Source organism: Roseovarius pelagicus, from assembly GCF_025639885.1.
Lineage (GTDB): Bacteria > Pseudomonadota > Alphaproteobacteria > Rhodobacterales > Rhodobacteraceae > Roseovarius > Roseovarius pelagicus.
This window is the reverse complement of record NZ_CP106738.1, coordinates 2,022,579-2,042,903: the sequence shown is the minus strand read 5'-3', so window position 1 is coordinate 2,042,903 and position 20,325 is coordinate 2,022,579. Positions and strand designations below refer to the sequence as shown.

Annotated in this window: 20 protein-coding genes; 19 read left to right on the top strand and 1 reads right to left on the bottom strand. The window is 60.8% G+C overall.

The annotated features are described in order from the left end of the window. The first annotated feature begins 160 nt into the window (after positions 1 to 160). From N7U68_RS11245 to N7U68_RS11200, 11 genes are all read left to right on the top strand, one after another. Positions 161 to 514, top strand: a complete 354-nt coding sequence (locus N7U68_RS11245; protein ID WP_165195473.1) for a hypothetical protein — start codon at positions 161 to 163, stop codon at positions 512 to 514. A 64-nt stretch (positions 515 to 578) separates the two neighbouring features. Continuing rightward, positions 579 to 1,964, top strand: coding sequence for a PepSY-associated TM helix domain-containing protein (locus tag N7U68_RS11240; protein ID WP_263046853.1), 1,386 nt, complete (start codon positions 579 to 581; stop codon positions 1,962 to 1,964). A gap of 155 nt (positions 1,965 to 2,119) precedes the next feature. Continuing rightward, a complete protein-coding gene (locus N7U68_RS20995; RefSeq protein ID WP_308446134.1) occupies positions 2,120 to 2,263 on the top strand; it encodes a histidine phosphatase family protein in 144 nt (47 codons plus the stop codon). A 49-nt stretch (positions 2,264 to 2,312) separates the two neighbouring features. After that, the gene (locus tag N7U68_RS11235) at positions 2,313 to 2,771 is read left to right on the top strand and encodes a histidine phosphatase family protein (protein WP_308446184.1); all 459 of its coding nucleotides are present in this window, start codon (positions 2,313 to 2,315) and stop codon (positions 2,769 to 2,771) included. Between the two features lie 31 nt (positions 2,772 to 2,802). Beyond that, a complete protein-coding gene (locus tag N7U68_RS11230; protein ID WP_263046852.1) occupies positions 2,803 to 3,417 on the top strand; it encodes a glutathione S-transferase family protein in 615 nt (204 codons plus the stop codon). Positions 3,418 to 3,428: 11 nt separating this feature from the next. Next, positions 3,429 to 4,478, top strand: coding sequence for a saccharopine dehydrogenase (locus tag N7U68_RS11225; RefSeq protein ID WP_263046851.1), 1,050 nt, complete (start codon positions 3,429 to 3,431; stop codon positions 4,476 to 4,478). Between the two features lies 1 nt (position 4,479). Further along, complete coding sequence (locus N7U68_RS11220; RefSeq protein WP_165195483.1) at positions 4,480 to 5,628, top strand: saccharopine dehydrogenase family protein; 1,149 nt, start codon at positions 4,480 to 4,482, stop codon at positions 5,626 to 5,628. 271 nt (positions 5,629 to 5,899) lie between these two features. Next, entirely contained in the window at positions 5,900 to 6,619 is a 720-nt protein-coding gene (mtgA, locus tag N7U68_RS11215; protein WP_263046850.1) for a monofunctional biosynthetic peptidoglycan transglycosylase, read from the top strand. Between the two features lie 58 nt (positions 6,620 to 6,677). Then, positions 6,678 to 7,343, top strand: a complete 666-nt coding sequence (fzlA, locus tag N7U68_RS11210) for an FtsZ-binding protein FzlA (RefSeq protein WP_165195487.1) — start codon at positions 6,678 to 6,680, stop codon at positions 7,341 to 7,343. Between the two features lie 48 nt (positions 7,344 to 7,391). Next, positions 7,392 to 8,465, top strand: coding sequence for a tRNA epoxyqueuosine(34) reductase QueG (gene queG, locus N7U68_RS11205; RefSeq protein WP_263046849.1), 1,074 nt, complete (start codon positions 7,392 to 7,394; stop codon positions 8,463 to 8,465). A 47-nt stretch (positions 8,466 to 8,512) separates the two neighbouring features. Then, a complete protein-coding gene (locus N7U68_RS11200; RefSeq protein ID WP_165195491.1) occupies positions 8,513 to 10,513 on the top strand; it encodes a hydantoinase/oxoprolinase N-terminal domain-containing protein in 2,001 nt (666 codons plus the stop codon). 28 nt (positions 10,514 to 10,541) lie between these two features. Here N7U68_RS11200 and N7U68_RS11195 read toward each other — a convergent pair whose 3' ends face one another. After that, on the bottom strand, positions 10,542 to 11,447 hold the full coding sequence (locus N7U68_RS11195; protein ID WP_263046848.1) for a LysR substrate-binding domain-containing protein: 906 nt from the start codon (positions 11,445 to 11,447) through the stop codon (positions 10,542 to 10,544). 92 nt (positions 11,448 to 11,539) lie between these two features. Between N7U68_RS11195 and N7U68_RS11190 the strand changes: the two genes are divergently transcribed. From N7U68_RS11190 to N7U68_RS11160, 8 genes are all read left to right on the top strand, one after another. Beyond that, positions 11,540 to 13,057 (top strand): trimethylamine methyltransferase family protein, encoded by a 1,518-nt coding sequence (locus N7U68_RS11190; protein WP_165195495.1) that lies wholly within the window; start codon positions 11,540 to 11,542, stop codon positions 13,055 to 13,057. Positions 13,058 to 13,148: 91 nt separating this feature from the next. Then, positions 13,149 to 14,345: a glycine C-acetyltransferase gene (locus N7U68_RS11185; RefSeq protein ID WP_263046847.1), complete on the top strand. Its 1,197-nt coding sequence runs from the start codon at positions 13,149 to 13,151 to the stop codon at positions 14,343 to 14,345. Further along, the gene (locus N7U68_RS11180) at positions 14,342 to 15,265 is read left to right on the top strand and encodes a PLP-dependent cysteine synthase family protein (RefSeq protein ID WP_263046846.1); all 924 of its coding nucleotides are present in this window, start codon (positions 14,342 to 14,344) and stop codon (positions 15,263 to 15,265) included. The genes N7U68_RS11185 and N7U68_RS11180 overlap by 4 nt, the downstream gene beginning before the upstream one ends. 8 nt (positions 15,266 to 15,273) lie before the next feature. Continuing rightward, complete coding sequence (gene tdh / locus N7U68_RS11175) at positions 15,274 to 16,302, top strand: L-threonine 3-dehydrogenase (RefSeq protein WP_263049147.1); 1,029 nt, start codon at positions 15,274 to 15,276, stop codon at positions 16,300 to 16,302. Then, positions 16,302 to 16,904 carry an isocitrate lyase/PEP mutase family protein gene (locus N7U68_RS11170; RefSeq protein ID WP_308446133.1) on the top strand — a complete coding sequence of 201 codons (603 nt, stop codon included), beginning with the start codon at positions 16,302 to 16,304 and terminating at the stop codon, positions 16,902 to 16,904. Before tdh ends, N7U68_RS11170 begins: the two co-directional genes overlap by 1 nt. Then, positions 16,895 to 17,122, top strand: coding sequence for a hypothetical protein (locus tag N7U68_RS20990; RefSeq protein ID WP_308446132.1), 228 nt, complete (start codon positions 16,895 to 16,897; stop codon positions 17,120 to 17,122). The genes N7U68_RS11170 and N7U68_RS20990 overlap by 10 nt, the downstream gene beginning before the upstream one ends. Positions 17,123 to 17,141: 19 nt before the next feature. Next, positions 17,142 to 17,843, top strand: a complete 702-nt coding sequence (locus N7U68_RS11165) for a hypothetical protein (RefSeq protein ID WP_263046845.1) — start codon at positions 17,142 to 17,144, stop codon at positions 17,841 to 17,843. A gap of 15 nt (positions 17,844 to 17,858) precedes the next feature. Further along, the gene (locus N7U68_RS11160) at positions 17,859 to 20,309 is read left to right on the top strand and encodes a GcvT family protein (RefSeq protein ID WP_263046844.1); all 2,451 of its coding nucleotides are present in this window, start codon (positions 17,859 to 17,861) and stop codon (positions 20,307 to 20,309) included. The last annotated feature ends 16 nt before the right edge of the window (positions 20,310 to 20,325 follow it).

Here is a 20,325-nt window from a genome sequence, read left to right as displayed (position 1 = left end):
TTGCCCCAGATTAGATCATGCCTGCCAAAAAGAAAGGCTGCCAATCCCGACACCTGCCCGCAGCTTTGCGCCATACCCCAATGGGCCGTCGAGGAAAACGAGGCGAAAATTTCTCTGGCGAGGGCGCCTGCCATGACGTATCGGTAGCGCTGTGAAACGTATGTATTCCATATCCATGCGCCTGATGATCGTATCTGTGCTGACCGTCGCCCTGACGGCGGTAGGGTTCGCGCACAAGACGGCCCAGACACAGAATTCTCCCGATCTTGAGGCCTATCTGCAGATCGCGGGTAGTCTGGAAGGGATCTGTGGCACTTTGGACGACACATTTGGCAATGGCCCCGACTGCGAGGCATGTCGGCTGGTGGATACGATGATGACACCCGTTATCGCGCCCGGTCCCTCACGGCACCTGCCTGTGGCAATCTCGCAAATGCGCCATTTGGCCTTGTTGCGTCATCACGCCAAACCGCTTGATTCCAATCAACGCAGCCGCGCGCCGCCCCACGCCTGATCTGACGTCACTATTCAGATTTATCAGCCCGCATTTGCGGGCCATCAAAGGCTTGGATTTTCCCATGACTACACTCGATACGAATGCACCTGAAGCAACAGGTGCCAACAAACTCTACTTCGCCGCATGGCGCTGGCATTTCTATGCGGGGCTGTTTGCGATCCCGTTTCTCAGCATTCTCGCGATTACCGGCATGTCGATGCTGTGGATTGCATGGATTGACGGTCGCGACGGTGAGCATACGCCAGTCATCGCGCAAGAAACCACAATGGCCGTTTCAGTGCAGGCCGAGGCAGCGGTTGCCGCCGTTCCTGATGGAACACTGAAAACCTACGTCGCCCCGCGCTCGGCAGATGTCGCCGCTCTGTTCCGGGTCGATGCGGACGGGGATGCGATCATGGTCGCGGTTGATCCCTATACCGCGCAGGTGATTGAAACGTTTCCGCGCCGCAGTGGATGGTACGATTTCTTCGATAACATCCACTCGGATCTGATGCTTGGGGTGACGGGCGACCGGTTGTTGGAAACCGCTGCCTCGCTTGCGCTCGTGCTGATTGCCACCGGCCTCTACATGTGGTGGCCTAGGGGCGGCGCATGGCGGCGCGCGTTTGTGCCGACAGTGTCAGCGGGGCGCAATCTATGGAAATCGCTGCATGGCGTCGTCGGCATCTGGGTATCGTTGTTTTTGGTGTTCTTCCTCATTTCCGGCCTTTCATGGGCAGGTATCTGGGGAGAAAAGATGGTGCAGGCCTGGAGCCAGTTCCCGGCTGAGAAATGGGACAACGTACCGCTGTCCGACGATATCCATGCCAGCATGAACCATGATCGGCGCGAAGTGCCTTGGGCGCTGGAGCAAACCCCGCTGCCTGCGTCTGGTAGCGATGCCGGACAACCGGGTGTGAATACGTCCCCGGCGGTCGACAACATTGATGCGCTGGCGCGCAAAATCGGCTTTGACGGGCGCTATCAGCTGGCGGTGCCAACGTCGGATACGGCTGTCTGGACCATCAACCGCGATTCGATGAACACCGACAGCACTGACCCGATGTCAGATCGCACCGTGCATGTGGATCAGTTCACGGGCAATATTCTGGCCGATGTGCGCTATGCTGATTATTCATGGTTTGGCAAGGCAATGGCCGTCGGCATCGCACTGCATATGGGTACGCTGGGCTTGTGGAGCGTGCTGGCCAACACCGCAGTTTGCCTGTCGGTCCTGTTCTTGTGTGCCAGTTCCGTCGTGCTGTGGTGGAAACGTCGCCCGGCCGGATCAGGTCGCCTCGCTGCTCCGCCGTTTCCACGCGAAATGCCACTATGGCAAGGGGCGGCTCTGGTCGGTCTGGCGGTGTCGATGGCGTTTCCCATGGCGGGCCTCGCACTGCTCAGCGTGCTGGCTCTGGATATGCTGATCCTGACCCGGCTTCCACGACTGCGCCGGGCACTGACCTGAACGCATTTTTCCGCCCACTCGTGTGCTGTTGGCATGACGGGGTGGGCGGAACACTGATCGCGTGGATGCGCCGAAATATTTTCGCAGTCATCTTTAACCTCTCTGCCCCCTTCGCTAACTTGCGGCCCAATCCCACAGGATCGGAGAACAGCAACGTGACGGAGATCATTCTGGTGCGGCACGGGCAGGCCAACAGCGCCGCCACCGACGAGGCAGCCTATGACCGACTGTCTGATCTGGGCCATCAGCAGGCCGCATGGCTGGGCGCGCATCTGGGCACGACTGATCTCGCATTTTGACCACGTCGTGACCGGCACGCTGCACCGGCAGGTCGGCACGGCCCGTGCAATGGGTTATACGCCCGATCATCAGGACGAACGCCTGAACGAACTGACCTATTTCGATCTGGCCCAGGCGATGGAACGTCAGTACGGCGTCCCCGCCCCGACCACTGCGCGCGAATTTGCCCGCCACCTGCCAGAAGTGATTGACCACTGGGCGGCGGGGCGACTGGACGCGGTGCCTGAAACGTTCGACGGATTTCATAGACGTGTGACCGGGTTGATCGAGGAACTCTGCGGTCAACATGGCCGCGTTCTGGTCGTGACATCGGGCGGCGTGATCGGGATGGTCCTGCGCCACGTTCTGACGCTGGACAATGCCGGTATGGCCCATGTCATGCTGCAAACTATGAACAGCTCGCTGCATCGGCTTAGCTACGTGCACGAACGCCTGATGCTGGCCACGTTCAACGCCACACCTCACCTTGACGCGCCTGACCGCGCTCATGCCCGCACATTCATATAACCCCGCTCCCCGACGCCAAAAGGATTGCACCATGAAGCTGTATTACGCCAAAGGCACGATCTCGATTGCCTCTGCCATCGCCCTGTACGAGGCGGGGAAAGAGTTCACCCCGCGACCTGTCGATTTCGCAGCAGGCGAACAGACCAAACCGGCCTACCACGCGATCAACCCCAAAGGCCGGGTACCCGTGCTCGATCTGGATGGCACATTGCTGACCGAAACTGGGGCGATTCTGGAATATATCGCGGCTACGGCACCGGATGCGGGGCTGATGCCCACCGATCCGCTGGAGGCTGCGCATGTGCGTGCCGTGATGTATTATCTGGCCAGCACGATGCATCCCAACCACGCGCACAAGATGCGCGGCGCACGCTGGGCGAACGAGGCCAGCAGCCATGCGGATATGGCGGCCAAAGTGCCCGAGACGATGACCGCCTGCGCGCGTTATGTCGAGGACCACTGCCTGCGCGGCCCGTTGGTGAACGGCGCGGCGCTGACAGTTGCCGATCCATATCTCTTTATGCTGTGCCACTGGCTCGAAGGCGACGGCGTCGATACCGCGCCCTTCCCTAAAATCCGGGCCTTTCTCGCCGCGATGGAAGAGCGCGCCTCGGTGAAATCTGTACGCGCCGCCGGTATGCTGTAGAGGGACAACGAATGACACATCTATGGGTCCGGGCCGAGCAGCGCCCGTTCGAGGAACGCACGCCGCTGACGCCAGAGGGCGCGGCCGAACTGATCGCCGCTGGCATCCGGGTCACGGTCGAGCAGAGTAGCGTACGCGCGATCCCGCTGGAGGGCTATGTGGCGGCGGGCTGCGCCATCGCGCCGGAAAACAGTTGGCCCGATGCGCCGCGTGACGCGATCATTTTCGGGTTGAAGGAGTTGCCAGAGGACGGCACCCCCCTGCCGCATCGCCACATCATGTTCGGCCACGCCTTCAAAGGGCAGCATTCCGGCCGCGCCCTGCTGGAGCGGTTCAAGGCGGGCGGCGGCACGCTCTATGATCTGGAATACCTCGTGGACGAAGATGGCCGCCGTGTTGCCGCCTTTGGATACTGGGCGGGCTACGCGGGTGCCGCTGTCGCGCTAAAAAGCTGGGCCGCGCAACAGGCGGGCGGGATCTGTCCGGCGGTCAGCACCTACGCTGACAAAGACGCGCTGCTGGCCGATCTGGCGCGCGATCTGGACGGGTGCGATGCGCCCAGAGCCATCATCATCGGCGCATTGGGGCGCGTTGGCGCGGGGGCGGCTGATCTGTGTACGGCGATGGGAATCGACCCGACCCGCTGGGATATGGCTGAAACAGCGACCGGCGGACCATTTCCGGAAATTCTGTCGCATGATATCTTTCTCAACTGTATTTTCGCACGCCCCGGCACGCCGGTTTTTGTGCCGCAATCGGCGCTGGGTGCCGACCGCCGCCTTAGTGTCGTTGGCGATGTCGCTTGCGACCCGGACAGTGATTACAATCCGGTGCCGATCTATTCGGCGGCCACAGATTGGGCCGCGCCGGCCACGCGCGTCCATGACACGCCGCCGATGGATGTGATGGCAATCGACAACCTGCCTTCGCTCTTGCCGGTCGAATCCTCGACAGATTATGCGGCTCAACTCTTGCCCTCGCTGAAAACACTGGGCAATCTGGATGCTGGCGTCTGGAAACGGGCACAAGATACTTACAATGATGCGATGAAAGGCCTCTGATATGACAATCCACTGGTGCGGCACTGGCCTCTCTGCGATTCCCGGCCTCAGACGTCTGATTCAGGCAGGCCACGAGGTCAGCGTCTGGAACCGGACCGTCGAAACCGCCGAAGAGGCGGTCGGCGATCTGACCCAACGCATTCAGGCCTTTGACATGGACGCCCTGACGGCCGAGACACAGCCGGGCGATATTGTCGTCTCGATGCTTCCCGGCGACTGGCATGCCCGTCTGGCAGAAATGTGCATTGGCAAGGGCGCGCATTTTGTCAGTTCGTCATATGTCTCGCCGGAAATGCGTAGCCTGCACGCGCGCGCCGAGGCGGCGGGCGTCTGTGCGGTCAACGAGGTCGGGCTCGATCCCGGTATTGACCACCTTATGGCCCACGCCCTTATCGCCGATTACCGCAACAGCCCTGCGTTTGATGCGAAGAACGATCTGTCGTTCATTTCTTATTGCGGGGGCATCCCCAAGCACCCGAACCCGTTCCGCTACAAGTTCAGCTGGTCGCCGCTTGGGGTGCTTAAGGCATTACGCTCGCCATCGCGTTCGATCCGCGATCATGCCGAACGCAATGTCGCGCGCCCGTGGGACGCGATCAGCAGCTATACCGCGCCACTGGCGGCCCCCGAGACATTCGAAGTCTACCCCAACCGCGACAGCGTGCCCTTTATCGAGCAGTACGAATTCGGTGCCGATTGGCGGGTCAAGGAGTTCGTGCGCGGCACTTTGCGTCTGAACGGCTGGACCGAGGCGTGGAAAGACGTCTTTGCCGAAATCGAAACGCTGGAGGGACCGTCCGGCGATGCGCGGCTCAAGGAAATGTCCGACACGTTCTGGGGCGAAAACGCCTATGCCGAGGGCGAGCCGGATCGCGTGGTCCTTTGCGTAGCACTCAAGGCAGAGCGGGACGGTGCTGTGGTCTGGCACAAAACCTTTGTGATGGACGCATGGGGCGACGCACGCGGTACGGCAATGGCGCGTTTGGTGTCGATCCCGGTCTCGCTGGCGATTGAATCAGTCGCCCGTGGCGAGATCGCGCCGGGCGTCAGCGCCGCGCCGTCTGATCTGAAACTTGTCGAGCGTTACCTTGGCGAGGTTGGCGCCTTGGCCCAACACTTTACCGTTGTTGACCATCTCGGACAGTCCTGACGCGGCAGGCGTGGAAGGTAGAGTATCCGGGAACGATGAAAGGCACGGGTTTGGCGTTTCATCGTTCCGAAAATACTCATTTCACCAGCCATGCAAAGTGCTGCATTGGTGTTCGTCGGTGTTGCCGCCGCGCCGCCAGCGCGCTAATGCGTTTTGCACTTAATCTGCCTGACAAATTCGATGCAAAAGACCCACAACATTAAAGGTATGTGGGCCTTCTGCGTATTCCCTGATTCAGGAAGATCGCAAAAGGCTTTAACAACAGTCAGATATGGCCAAGAAAACCAAATCTCGCAAAACCGCCCCGTCGCCGGGCCGTGGCATCCTTGGTGGATTGCGGCGTTTTGTGCTGTGGTGCGTGCTGGTTTCAGTTGTTTCTGTCGGGCTGGCGGCACTGGTGCACCGCTATGTCGCGCCCGGCCCGACATTTTACATGCGCCAAGAGGCACAGCGCCTTGGGGGCGTGGACCGTGAATGGGTCGCGCTGGATAAGGTTGCACCGGTCATGGCGCGCGCCGTGGTGGCGGCGGAAGACGCCAATTTCTGCTCTCACTGGGGTTTTGACATGGGCGCGATTCGCGCCGTGATCGAAGAGGGCGGTGCGCGCGGGGCATCGACCCTGAGCCAGCAAACAGTCAAGAATGTCTATCTCTGGCATGGGCGCAGCTGGTCGCGAAAGGCACTGGAAGCGTTGATGACGCCGCTGGTCGAGGCCATCTGGCCCAAACGGCGGATCGTCGAAGTCTATCTGAACATCGCTGAGTTTGACGAAGGCATCTTTGGTGTCGAGGCAGCAGCGCGCCACTACTTTGGCGTTGGCCCAGAGGCGCTGACAGCCCGACAGGCGGCGCGGCTGGCCGCTGTGCTGCCCGACCCAAAGGGGCGCTCAGCCAGCAAGCCCACCGACTGGATACGCAAACGAACGGCCGCGATCATGGACGGGGCGGCCACCATCCGCCGTGACGGTCGCGCCGCCTGTTTCGAGGATTGAAAATCACTGCCAGAGCAGGCATGGAAGATATACGCTCTGTCAAAGGTACCCGCCGCTCATGGCCAAACTCTATCATGTCCCGTTGTCCCCCTTCTGCCGCAAGGTGCGGCTCAGTCTTGCCGAAAAGCGGATCGAGTGCGAACTGATCGAGGAACGCTATTGGGAGCAAAGCACAGAATTCCTGCGCCGCAATCCTGCCGGTAAGGTGCCGGTGCTGCGCATTGATGGAAAGACATTGTCCGAAAGCGCGCCAATCTGCGAGTATCTGGAAGAGAAATATCCAGAACCAGCCCTAATGCCGCGCGGTACCGAGGCACGCTATGAAGTACGCCGGCTGGTGGCATGGTTCGATGACAAGTTTCACCATGAGGTTACCTCGAAACTGCTCTATGAACGGGTCAACAAGAAAGTCATGGGCTCTGGCTATCCTGACAGCGGCAACGTGAAGTCCGGGGCGCGTGCGATAAAGTATCACCTCGATTACATGACGTGGCTGCTGGACCATCGGCGCTGGCTGGCAGGCGATGTGATGACGCTGGCAGATTTCGCGGCTGCGGCGCATCTCAGTGCGCTCGACTATATTTCAGACGTGGACTGGAACCGCTCGGAGGTGGTTAAGGACTGGTACGCCAAGATCAAGTCGCGCCCGGCCTTCCGCAACATTCTGACCGATCAGGTGCCGGGCTTCACACCGCCTGCGCATTACGCTGATCTGGATTTTTGACATGGGCGTGTTGCGCCGCCTCACTGAGTATTTTTGCAAAGCAGAAGCATGGCCGGTCTGAAAGACGCCCTGCTTGCGCGCGCGCTGGAAGAGGGATTTGATCTGACGCGCATTTGTCGACCGTGGGACGTACCGCAAGTGCCCGAGCGGCTCTCTGCGTTTCTGGAGGCGGGCCAGCATGGGCAGATGAACTGGCTGGAAGAGCGCAGTCACTGGCGGGGTGATCCGGCGGCGTTATGGCCCGAGGCGCGTTCGGTGATCATGCTTGGCGAGAGCTATACCCCCGACACCGACCCGATGGAGACTCTGACCCGGCCAGATGTTGGAACAGTGTCTGTTTATGCCCGAAACCGCGATTATCACGATCTGGTCAAGAAGCGGCTTAAACGTCTTGCTCGGTGGTTGATCGCCGAGGCTGGCCCGCAAGGGGCCGATGCCGAACCCGCAGGGGTCAAGGTCTTTGTGGACACTGCGCCCGTGCCGGAAAAACCGCTGGGGCAGGCGGCGGGCCTAGGCTGGCAAGGCAAACACACCAATCTGGTCAGCCGTGATTTGGGCAGTTGGTTTTTTATCGGGTCGATTTTCACGACGTTGGATTTAGACACTGATCCAGCGGAAATCGACCATTGCGGCTCCTGCCGGGCGTGTCTTGATGTCTGCCCGACAGAAGCGTTTCCGGCCCCCTACAGACTGGATGCGCGGCGCTGTATTTCCTATCTGACGATCGAGCATAAAGGCCCCGTCGACCCGGCGCTGCGATCACTGATGGGTAATCACATCTATGGCTGCGACGATTGTCTGGCGGTTTGCCCATGGAACAAGTTTGCCCAGACCGCACGCGAGACGCGGTATCATGCGCGCGATGACCTGATCGCGCCGCCACTGGCCGAACTTGCTCAGCTGGATGATACGACGTTTCGCGCGAAGTTTTCCGGCAGCCCGATCAAGCGGATCGGCGTGGACCGGTTCCTGCGCAATGTACTCTATGCCATCGGTAATTCGGGGCGCGCCGATCTGATCCCGGCGGCAGAGGCGCATGTGAACGCCACCGCGCCGGAGGTGGCCGATGCGGCGCGCTGGGCGCTTATGCGGCTGAAATCTGACGCAAATGGACTGGCATAGGGTGCCAAAGCAGCTACACCCCGACTGACGGGCAAATGGAGATGACGATGGCGATCTTGTTGGGTGTGGATACGGGCGGGACCTATACTGATGCGGTTTTGTTGCGCGATGAGGTCGAGGTGATCGCCAGCGCCAAGGCGCTGACCACGCGCCACGATCTGGCCATCGGCATTGGTGGTGCCGTGGCGAACGTGCTGGCGGCCAGCGGGACCGACCCGGGGGATATTGCGCTGGCGTCGCTGTCCACCACGCTGGCGACCAATGCGCTGGTCGAGGGGCAGGGTGGGCGCGTCGGCCTCGTTTACATCGGCTTTCGCGAACAGGATCTTGATGGTCACGGTCTGCGCGCCGCGCTGGGCGGGGATCCGGCGATCATCCTCAGTGGCGGTCACAACCACGCGGGTGGTGAGGCGCGTGCGCTGGATCGCGAGGCGCTGCTGGCGTGGTTGCAAGAGGATCACGGCATTTCGGCCTATGCGGTCGCTGCGCAGTTTGGCACGCGCAACCCCGCGCACGAGCTGGCGGCCGCCGAGATGATCACCCAGATCACCGGGCGACCCGTCTCTTGCTCGCATCACCTGTCGGCCAAGCTGAACGGTCCGAAACGGGCACTGACCGCGCTGCTCAACGCACGGCTGATCGGCATGATTGCGCGCCTCATCGACAAGGCAGAGGGCAAGCTGGCCGAACTCGGCGTGACAGCGCCATTGATGGTGGTGCGCGGCGATGGCGCGCTGATCAGTGCGACACAGGCACGCGCGCGTCCGATCGAGACAATCCTCAGTGGCCCGGCGGCGTCGATCGTCGGGGCCAGCTGGATGACCGGCGCCACCCATGCGCTGGTGTCGGATATTGGTGGAACGACCACCGACGTGGCGGTGCTGCGCGATGGTCGGCCGATGATTGATCCGGGCGGCGCACAGGTCGGCCCGTGGCGCACCATGGTCGAGGCAGTGGCGATGCGCACCACGGGTCTGGGTGGAGACAGCGAGGTGCACGTGGTGGACGAAGGCTTGACGGGTGGCGTCACGCTTGGCCCGCGCCGGGTGCTGCCTGTCAGCCTGATCGCGCATGAATCGCCGGATATCGTCCACCGGACACTGGATGCACAGCTGCGCAGTGCCGTGCCGGGGGAATATGACGGGATTTTTGTCCGGGCCGTGCCGGGGATAGATGCAGGTGGGCTGTCAGAACGCGACGCGGGTTTTCTGACCCGGATTGGCGATGCCGTGCATCCCGTCGGCGCGGTTCTGCACACAAGAATGGAACAACAGGCGTTGCGCCGCCTTGTTACGCGCGGATTGGTGCAGGTGTCGGGCGTGACCCCATCGGATGCCAGCCATGTTTTGGGGCGCGTGGATGCGTGGGATGCAGAGGCCGCGGAAAAGGCGCTGACACTGATGAGCCGCAAGCGCACCGGATCGGGCAATACGCTGGCTGACGATGCGCAGAGCCTGGCGGATATGATCGTCAATAGGTTGACCTATCAGACGGTTATGGTTCTGCTGGAAACAGCGTTCGCCGAAGAGGAACGCCCCTTTGGTCCGCCGCCCGAACAGCTGGCGCGCCACGTGCTGATCGCGCACGGAATGGATGGCTATCGCGGCCTGATCCGGCTGGATGCGGGTCTGAACGTGCCTGTTGTGGGTCTTGGTGCCTCTGCGGCCAGCTATTACCCGGCTGTGGGTCAGCGTCTGGGGTGCGAGATGATCCTGCCGGAACATGCCGGTGTCGCTAACGCCATCGGCGCCGTCGTGGGCCGGGTTACGATCCGGCGCAGCGGCACAGTCACCAGCCCCTCTGAGGGATTGTACCGCGTGCATCTGGACAGCGGCCCAGCAGACTTTGGAACTGCCGAAGAGGCGCTGAGTACATTGCAAACCATGCTTGAGGCATCCGCACGCCAAGAGGCCGAAGCTGCCGGTGCCGAAGATATCCAAGTGAGCGCCACGCGTGATTTGCGCACGGCCAAAGCGGAAGCCCGAGAGGTGTTTCTAGAGGGTGAGATCACGGTCGAAGCATCGGGACGGCCGCGCATTGCGGTGTGATCCAGCGGCGGTGGGTTGAAAACTCACCCTACGTAGCTGCGAAGGAGATCAGCCAGTCGCGGGTCGCCTTGGCCTGTTGCGAGAGCGGCGTACTGGTTGACCACACCAGATAGAACCCCGGTCCGGTTTCCCACGCCCAGTCCGCCCGTTCCGTCAATAACCCCTGTTGTACCAGCGCCGTTGTGGTGTGCCGCCAGCCCAAGGCAAAGCCTTCTCCGGCCATCGTAGCCTGCAAAACCAGCGCATAATCGTTCAGACGCAACCCTGCGCGCGGTTCGGCATAGGGCACACGCCAGTGGCGAAAGAAATCCGACCATGTCGGACGGTCGCGCACCGGCTCTTCCAAATGGATCAGTGGCTGACTGCCCAGATTGCCGATCGAGCGCAGATTGACCGCCGCTGCCATCACCCGTGGTGCAGCAATCGGTGCGATCACTTCGGCAGCGATCAGGTGGCTCTCGCAATTGGGCCAGTTGCCATTGCCACGCCTTATGGCAAGGCTAATCCCCTCGGCATCAATATCCGGCTCTCGGTCCGACGTTTGCAGACGCAGGTCAACGTCGGGATGGGCGGCGTGAAACTCTGCCAGCCGCGGGACCATCCAGTAATGGGCAAATGCGGTCGAGGCCGACAGCGTGACCCGGTCCCCCGCGCTGCGCACCGCCAGACTGCGTGCGCTGTCCAGAATACGCGAAAAAGCCCCTGATACATCCGTATACAGCCGCTCACCCGCCAGAGTCAGCACTACCGACCGATGCGCACGGCGAAACAGGGCTGTGCCCAACGCCCCTTCTAACTGCTTGATCGCGGCGCTCACGGCAGGTTGTTGAACATTCATCTCGCGCGCAGCGCGGGTAAAGGACCCAAGGCGCGCCGCCGCCTCAAAGACCAGAAGGTGCCGCGGCGAGGCGACCAGTTTCCATAGTTCTTGCATAATTTGACGTTATCCATTGCCTCAGATTTTTCAAGGATCACGTGACCAACTATACAATGTAGCCTGCCGGGATGATCAGGGAGGATCGGCCCATGGCCAGACGTGCACGGACCAGACGTGATGTGGATGCAGGCTGGGCGCCTGACCTTGCCTCACCGCATGTCGAGCGGCGACTGCCGTTCTTCGATCCGATCAACGACGACGGCATTGAACGGCTCGAAGCCCAGGTTGACTGGATCATGCAGGACCTCGGGCTGGAATTTCGCGATGATCCAGAGGCGTTGCGCATCTGGACGGAGGCTGGCGCCAAGGTGGATGGCACCCGTGTGCGCGCCCCTGCCGACTGGATTCGTGCCCTTTGTGCCAAGGCACCGCGCGAATTTACCCAAGTGGCCCGCAACCCGGCGCGCAATGTGCGCATCGGCGGCAATCATCAGGTCTTTGCCCCGATCTATGGCGCGCCTTTTGTTCGCGATCTGGCCAGTGGGCGACGCTACGGCGATATGGAAAGCTTCGAGAAACTAGTGAAGCTCGCGTATATGCACCCGAACCTGCATCACACGGGTCTGGTGATCTGCGAGCCTTGCGATGTGCCGGTCAGCCATCGCCATCTCGATATGGTCTACACCCATATGACGCGCAGCGACAAACCGCACTTGGGCGCGATTACCGAGCAGAGCCGCGCACAAGACAGCGTCGATATGGCCGAAATCCTGCATGGCGCTGATTTCATGCAGGAAAACTGCGTCATCATGGGCAACGTCAACACCAACTCGCCCCTGCTGGTGGACAAGGTGGTGACGCAGGCGATCCAGACCTATTGTGGTCGCGGTCAGGGTATCATCGTGGTTCCCTTCATCCTCAGTGGCGCGATGGGGCCGGTCAGCACGGCCGCCTCTGTCACGCAGGCAATGGCCGAGGCAATGATGTGCTGCGCGTTTTCGCAATTGATCCGCCCCGGCGCGCCGTTTGTATTGGGAAACTTCCTCAGCTCGATGAGCCTGAAATCCGGCGCGCCGACATTCGGCATGCCCGAGCCGGTGCTGAGCAATTATGCCATCGGCCAAATGGCCCGCCGTGTGGGCCTGCCCCTGCGTTGTGGCGGGTCGCTGACCGCCTCAAAGGTCGAAGACGCGCAAGCCGCATATGAGAGTGCGGATTCGATGCATTCCACGATGCTGGCCGGGGCAAATTTTGTCCTGCATGCGGCGGGATGGCTAGAGGGCGGGCTGTGCACCGGGTTTGAAAAGCTGGTGATGGATGCCGATCGGCTGGGCAGCTATCAAAAGGTGCTGGCGGGATTGGACATCAGCGACGAGGGATTGGCGCGCGACGCCTATACCGAGGTGGAACCAGCTGGGCACTTTCTGGGCTGCGCACACACGATGCGTAACTACCAGACGGCATTCTATGAACCGGCCCTAAGCGACTCGGAAAACGTCGAAAGCTGGGAGGATGGTGGGTCGCAGGATATGCGAATGCGCGCGCACGCCCGTTGGACGGGGATGCTGGCACACTATGAGCAGCCTGATCTGGACGAAGCTAAGGACGAAGAACTGCGCGATTATATTGCCCGTCGTAAAACAGAAATTCCTGAGGCATGGTACTAGTCTAAAATGTGGGAATTGGGGCCAGCCCCCAAACCCTCGGGATATTGTTGGCCAGTAAATGAACAGGGCCATGTCAAGGGAAGGGCAGGACATGCGAGCATCAGATAAGTTTGACGAGGATATCGGCGGACGGTTGGATGGTCTGCGCGAAGAGGGGTTGTACAAGACCGAGCGCGTGATCACCTCGCCGCAATCGGGGCGGGTGACGCTGGCAGGTGGGGCGCAGGTGATCAACCTATGCGCCAATAATTATCTGGGACTGGCGGACAATGCAGAGATCATAGACGCGGCCAAAGCTGCGCTGGATCGCTATGGATTCGGCATGGCGTCGGTGCGATTCATTTGCGGCACGCAGGAGGACCACAAGGCGCTGGAGGCGCGCATCGCGGCATTTTTGGGGATGGAGGACTGCATCCTCTACCCGTCGTGCTTTGACGCCAATGCGGGGTTGTTTGAAACCATCCTCGGTCCGGAGGATGCGATCATTTCGGACGCTCTGAACCATGCCAGTATCATCGACGGTGTGCGTCTGTGCAAGGCGCAGAGGCATCGCTATGCCAACTCTGACATGGTTGATCTGGAACGTTGCCTTAAGGAATCGCAGGGCGCGCGGCACCGCCTGATTGCCACCGATGGCGTGTTCTCAATGGATGGCTATTACGCCAAGCTGGACGAGATCTGCGATCTGGCGGAAAAATACGATGCGATGGTCATGGTCGACGATTGCCACTCGACCGGCTTTGTTGGGGCCACGGGTCGTGGCACGGCAGAGCATTGCGGTGTCATGGGCCGGGTCGATATCATGACCGGCACGCTGGGTAAGGCGCTGGGCGGCGCGTCGGGTGGGTATACGGTCGCTTCTGCAAAAGTGGTGGATTGGCTGCGACAACGTTCCCGCCCATATCTTTTCTCCAACGCCGTCGCGCCGGTCATAGCGGCGGCCTCGCTCAAGATGTTCGATCTGGTCGAGGCGGGCGATGGTCTGCGCGCGCAACTTTGGGACAACGCCGCGCATTTCCGGGCGCGCATGACGGAACTGGGGTTCGAGCTGTTGCCGGGCAGCCATGCGATCATCCCGGTGATGTTACGCGATCCGAAACTGGCACAGCAAATGGCTGCCAAGCTGGGCGAACATGGGGTCTATGTCACGGCGTTCAGCTTTCCAGTGGTGCCGAAATCCCAAGACCGTATCCGCACGCAGATGAGTGCGGGACTGACACGGGATCAGCTGGATACGGCAATCGACGCCTTTGCTTTGGTCGGTCGGAATCTGGGGGTCATCAAGTGATCCTGACATCTGTCATAGATGCAATGGAAGCGACGCCTCTGGTCGAATTAAGCCGGATCAGAGACGAAATCGGCTATGACGGACGTATATTGGCCAAACTTGATTATCTGTTGCCCGGCTTTTCCAAGAAAGACCGTGCGGCGCGTTATACGATTGAGGCGGCGCGCGCCAGTGGCGTATTGGCAGCCGGGCAGACGGTGGTCGAGCTGACTTCGGGCAACATGGGCACCGGGCTGGCAATTGTTTGTGGCGTGTTGGGCCATCCATTCGTCGCAGTGATGAGTGAAGGCAACTCGCCCGAGCGCGCTAGGATGATGCGGGCCTTGGGCGCAGAAGTGGTGCTGGTGCGCCAAGCAAGTGGTGCGCGTGCGGGCGAAGTGTCCGGTGCCGATCTGGCACTGGTCGAAGAGGCGGCGCAGACTCTGACACGCGAGCGCGGCGCATTCCGTGCCGATCAGTTTCGGATGCCTGCAAACACGGCGGCGCATCAGACCGGTACGGCACCTGAGATATGGCAGCAGTCGGGTGGCAGCATTACCGCGTTTTGCGACTTTGTCGGATCGGGTGGGACGTTGGGCGGCTGCGCGCGGTATTTCGCACCCAAGGGCGTGCATTGCTACGCGGTAGAGCCGGATCAGGCGCAACACCCGATACAGGGCGGCGGTTATTCGATGTCGGAGTTGACGCATCTGAAAGACGTTGATTTGGCCGGAACAGAGACTGTTTCCGGCAATGAGGCCCGCAAAGCGGCAAGGCTGCTGGCACGCCGTGAGGGCGTTTTCGGTGGCTATTCCGCCGGGGCCAATCTGGCCGCCGCGATCCACCTGCTGCAGACCCGCGAGCAGGGCGGCACCATTGCCATCGTGATCTGCGACAGCGGATTGAAATACCTCTCGACAGACCTTTGGGGGACGACATGAAAAACGAAATGAAAGCACTTGTGAAAGCCAAACCCGAACCGGGGCTGTGGATGGAATATGTTCCGGTCCCCGAACCGGGTCCAAGTGACGTGCTGATCAAAGTCAAGAAATCCGCAATCTGTGGTACCGATGTGCATATCTGGAAATGGGACGAATTCAGCGCCAAGGTGGTGCCCGTTCCCATGGTGGTTGGCCACGAATTCGTGGGCGAGATCGTTGATACCGGCGCGGCGGCCGTGAAATACAAGATTGGCCAACGGGTCAGTGGCGAGGGCCATATCGTCTGTGGTACCTGCCGAAATTGCCGTGCCGGGCGCGGACAGCTCTGCCGCAACACCAAGGGCGTCGGCGTTAACCGTCCCGGTAGTTTTGCTGAATATCTGTGCATTCCAGAGGCCAACGTGGTGCCGATTCCGGAGGATATCACTGACGAAATCGCAGCGATCTTTGACCCTTTCGGCAATGCCGTTCACACCGCGCTCAGTTTTGATCTGGTGGGCGAGGATGTGCTGGTGACGGGGGCTGGCCCCATTGGGATCATGGGCGCACTGGTCGCGCAAAAGGTCGGCGCGCGCAAGACGGTGATCACCGATATCAACCCATATCGGTTGAGCCTGGCCCGCGAGATGGGCGTGCAGCATGTGGTCGACGTTTCGGAGGAAAATCTGGAGGATGTCATGGACCGTATCGGCATGACCGAAGGCTTCGACGTGGGGCTGGAAATGTCCGGCGCGGCGGCGGCGATGCAACAGATGATTTCGCGCATGAATAACGGTGGCAAAATCGCGCTGCTGGGCATCGCGCCGACCGAATTCGCCGTCGACTGGAACAAGATCATCTTCAAGATGCTGCATGTCAAAGGCATCTATGGCCGCGAGATGTTCGAGACCTGGTACAAGATGATCGCATTGGTGCAATCCGGCCTCGACGTGTCCGGCCTGATCACCCACCGCATCGGGATCGACGATTTCGAAGAAGGCTTTGCCGCAATGATATCCGGCAATTCCGGCAAGGTCGTGATGGATTGGGACACGTGATGCCAGATATCGGAGCAACATTTCGCGCGCTGCACCGCACGGGTGATCCGTTTTTGCTGGTCAACGCATGGGACAAGGGATCGGCGCGGATGATGCAGGCGCTGGGCGTCGAGGCGATTGCGACCACGTCCGCGGGTCATGCCTTTACCCAAGGGCGTGTTGATGGCGGAACGCTGACGCGCGACGAGGCGCTGACGCATGCACAAGAACTGATTTCAGCCGTAACAGTGCCTGTTTCGGGCGATTTCGAAAATGGCTTTGGCGAGGCTCCTGAAACCGTGGCTGACACCATTCGCATGGCGGCTGAGGTGGGGCTGGCGGGTTGTTCGATCGAGGATACCGCGCTACCCGGATGCGCCGCTTACGATTTCGATCTGGCCGTCGAACGCATCCGCGCCGCGGCCAGTGCCGCGCGCACCTTGCCACGCGATTTTGTACTGGTTGCCCGCGCCGATGGGGTGATGACGAACCAGTACGACGTGGACGAGGCGATCCGCCGCATTCAGGCCTATGAGGCTGTCGGTGCTGATTGTGTTTATGTTCCTGCCCCCCTGATACGGACGCGCTGCGCCGGATCATCGACAGCGTTTCGGTGCCGGTGAACGTGCTGACGTCGGGCCGCTATGCATCGCTGACGCATGCCGATTTCGCCGCACTCGGGGCCGCACGCCTGTCGGTGGGCGGATCACTGGCGCGGGTGGCATATGGCGCTGCGATCAACGCGGCGCAGGGGATGTTGAATGGCGATTTTTCGGGGCTGGCGCGGGCCGCGGACGAGGCTGAGATCAACACGCTTCTGACCAAACACCAGAGGTCGTGACATGCGTGACGCCCGGAAAATGACACGCCTCATCTGCCTGATCTGCGCGCTGTTCATCGCCACCCCGGCGACCGCGACCCCGCCGCGACTGACACAATCCGAGGACCGCGTTATGGCCGCGACGCAGACGCATATCTATGTGCTGCGCGACATCGTCGATAACCTCGGGTCGCACTTTGCCGGGCTGCACGACCAGCACCTGATCGAAGTCGCACTGGATACGGGCGAGGCCACACGCTACTGGCCGCTGCGCCGAATGACGCTGAACCACCTGCCCGAGAATGACCTGCTGGTGCCCGGCGTGGTAACCGAGCGCGCAGGCGTGACGCATGCCATGATGGACATACTGCGCGAGATCGGCGCAGAGCCGATTTGGGACAACATCTGGGAGGACGTGCCGCTGTCGCTGCATAACGGCGCGCTGATGCGGGGCGACGTACAACTGGCGACGCCATTTGGTTTGCGCAAGGCGGCGCGCGCGCAGCTTGCCATCCTCCGCGACGCCTACCCGCCGAATGAGACGGAAACGGGCTTTCCCGCGCTGGATCGGATTGATTTCTACGATCTCTATGCGCCCGGTGATTGGGAGTGTCGGCTGCTGCGCGACCGCTACGCGATACATCGTGCGACAGACCGTGTGACGGTCGCGAAACTGCGTTGCGAGGATACAGAGCTGACCGGCTTCTGGTCCTTTCACTTTCTCATTTACGACGATCTCTAAGACAGGAACCCCGATATGCCCGAGATCCAGCAAAACGTCGAAGCCGGCGGCAAGAAACTTCCCTCTCACGCCAAGGCCGTGATCATCGGCGGCGGTGTCGTCGGATGCTCTATTCTGTTCCATCTGGCCAAGTTTGGCTGGAAGGATGTTGTCCTGCTGGAGCGCAACGAACTGACCAGCGGCAGCAGCTGGCACGCGGCGGGGCAAATCCATACCATTAGCAGCGATCCCAATATCAGCCGCCTGCAAAGCTATACCATCGACCTATACAAGGAGATCGAGGAACTTAGTGGGCACAGCGTCGGCCTGCACATCACCGGCGGCTTCTACCTTGCCTCGAACAAGACATGGTATGACTATCTCAAACGCGAACGCTCAAAAGCGCGCTACATGGGCCTGCATCAGGAATTCATCAGCCCCTCCGAGGTGTCGGAACGGCATCCGCTGATCGACCCAAAACACTATCTCGCGGCGCTCTGGGATGATCAGGACGGCGATCTGGACCCATCCGGCGCCACCTACGCCTTTGCCAAGGCGGCCAAGGTTCACGGCGCGCAATTTTTCACCCATTGCCCCGCAACAGAGACGAAACAGCGCGCCGACGGCAGCTGGGATGTGACCACCCCGCAGGGGGTGATCAACGCAGAACACATCGTCAATTGCGGCGGCCTCTGGGCGCGCGAGGTGGGCCATATGCAGGGCATCAATATTCCTGTGCAACCGATGGAGCATCATTACCTGATCACCGAGGCAATCCCCGAAATCGCCAGCCGTTCTGATCGCCTGCCTTGTGGTATCGATTACGAGGCGAACATCTACTTTCGGCAGGAACGCCAAGGCATGCTGCTGGGTACGTATGAACCGCGCGGCACGCCATGGAAGGTTGAAGGTACGCCATGGGATTTCGGCCATGAACTGCTTCAACCCGATCTGGAACGCATTGCCGACCGTCTGGAACTAGGGTTTGAGCGTATCCCGGCGCTCGCCAATACCGGGATAAAGGATGCGATCAACGGTCCGTTCACCTTCGGCCCCGATGGCAACCCGATGATCGGCCCGGTGCCGGGTATGCGCAACTACTGGTGCGCCGTGGGCGTCATGGCCGGGTTCTGTCAGGGCGGTGGCGTTGGGCTGACCATGGCCGAATGGATGATCGACGGCGAACCCAGCATTGATGTCTGGGCGATGGACGTGGCGCGCTTTGGCGACTGGGCCAGCCCCGATTGGGGCACCGTGAAATCGACAGAGAATTACGAGCGCCGCTTTGTAATGACCTTCCCGAATGAAACGCTGCCAAAAGGCCGATTGCAGAAAACCACTTCGCTTTATGATCGGCTGGTGGCCAAGGGCGCGGTGATGGATCAGGGCTTTGGGTTGGAAAACGCGCTATGGTTCGCGGACGGACCAGAGGATGCCCATGAAGAACCGACATTCGAGCGCAACCGCTCGTTCGACTATGTCGCGCGCGAGGTCAAGGCCGTACGCGAGGCCGTCGGCGCGATCGAAATCGCCAATTTTGCCAAGCACGAGGTAAAAGGCATTGGGGCACGGGCATTTCTAGACACAGTTCTTGCCGGATACGTCCCGAAACCGGGCCGTCTGACCCTGACTCCGATGCTGACCGAAAAGGGCAAACTATACGGTGATCTGACGGTGGCCTGTCTGGCCGAGGATCACTTCATGCTCTTCGGTTCTGGGGCCATGCAAGAGGCGCATCGCCGCTGGTTCGAGGCGCGGGTGCCCGATGACGTGACCTATCGCAACGTCTCGGATGACTGGCACGGGATCGCGCTAAGTGGGCCAAAATCGCGTGCGTTGCTCCAGGCGATCACCCGGCAGGATGTCAGCGCCGAGGCGTTCAAATTTCGGGATCTGGCACAGACCTATGTGGGTGGTGTGCCGGTTATCCTGAACCGGATCAGCTTTTCCGGAGAATTGGGATACGAGATCTATTGCCGCCCGCAATACCTTCTGCGTCTCTACGAGGCGGTAGAAGAGGCCGGCACCGATCTGGGCCTGCGCTGGTACGGGGCGCGTGCGCTCATGTCGATGCGTCTGGAAAAGGGATGGGGCGTCTGGACGCTCGATTTTCGTCCCGATTTTGACGCGGTAGAATCCGGGATGGATGCTTTCATCAACTGGAAAAAGGATTTCATTGGTAAACAAGCCACCCTAGCCCAGCAGAGTGCCGGGCCAGCGCGCAAGCTGGTGACACTGGTGATCGACGTGGACGGTATTGATGTCTCCGGCGACGAAGCGATCCTGACGCAGGGCCGCCCGGTGGGCTATGTCAGTTCCGGCGGCTACGCGCATCACGCGCGCAAATCCGTCGCGATGGGCTATGTAGAGGCGGCGCAGGCCGCAGGAGGCACCGCGCTTGAGGTTGAAATCCTTGGCCAGATGTACCCGGCCACCGTACACGCCGCACCGCTCTATGATGCCAATGGCGCAAATATGCGCGCCTGAACGCAAAGAGGCACCA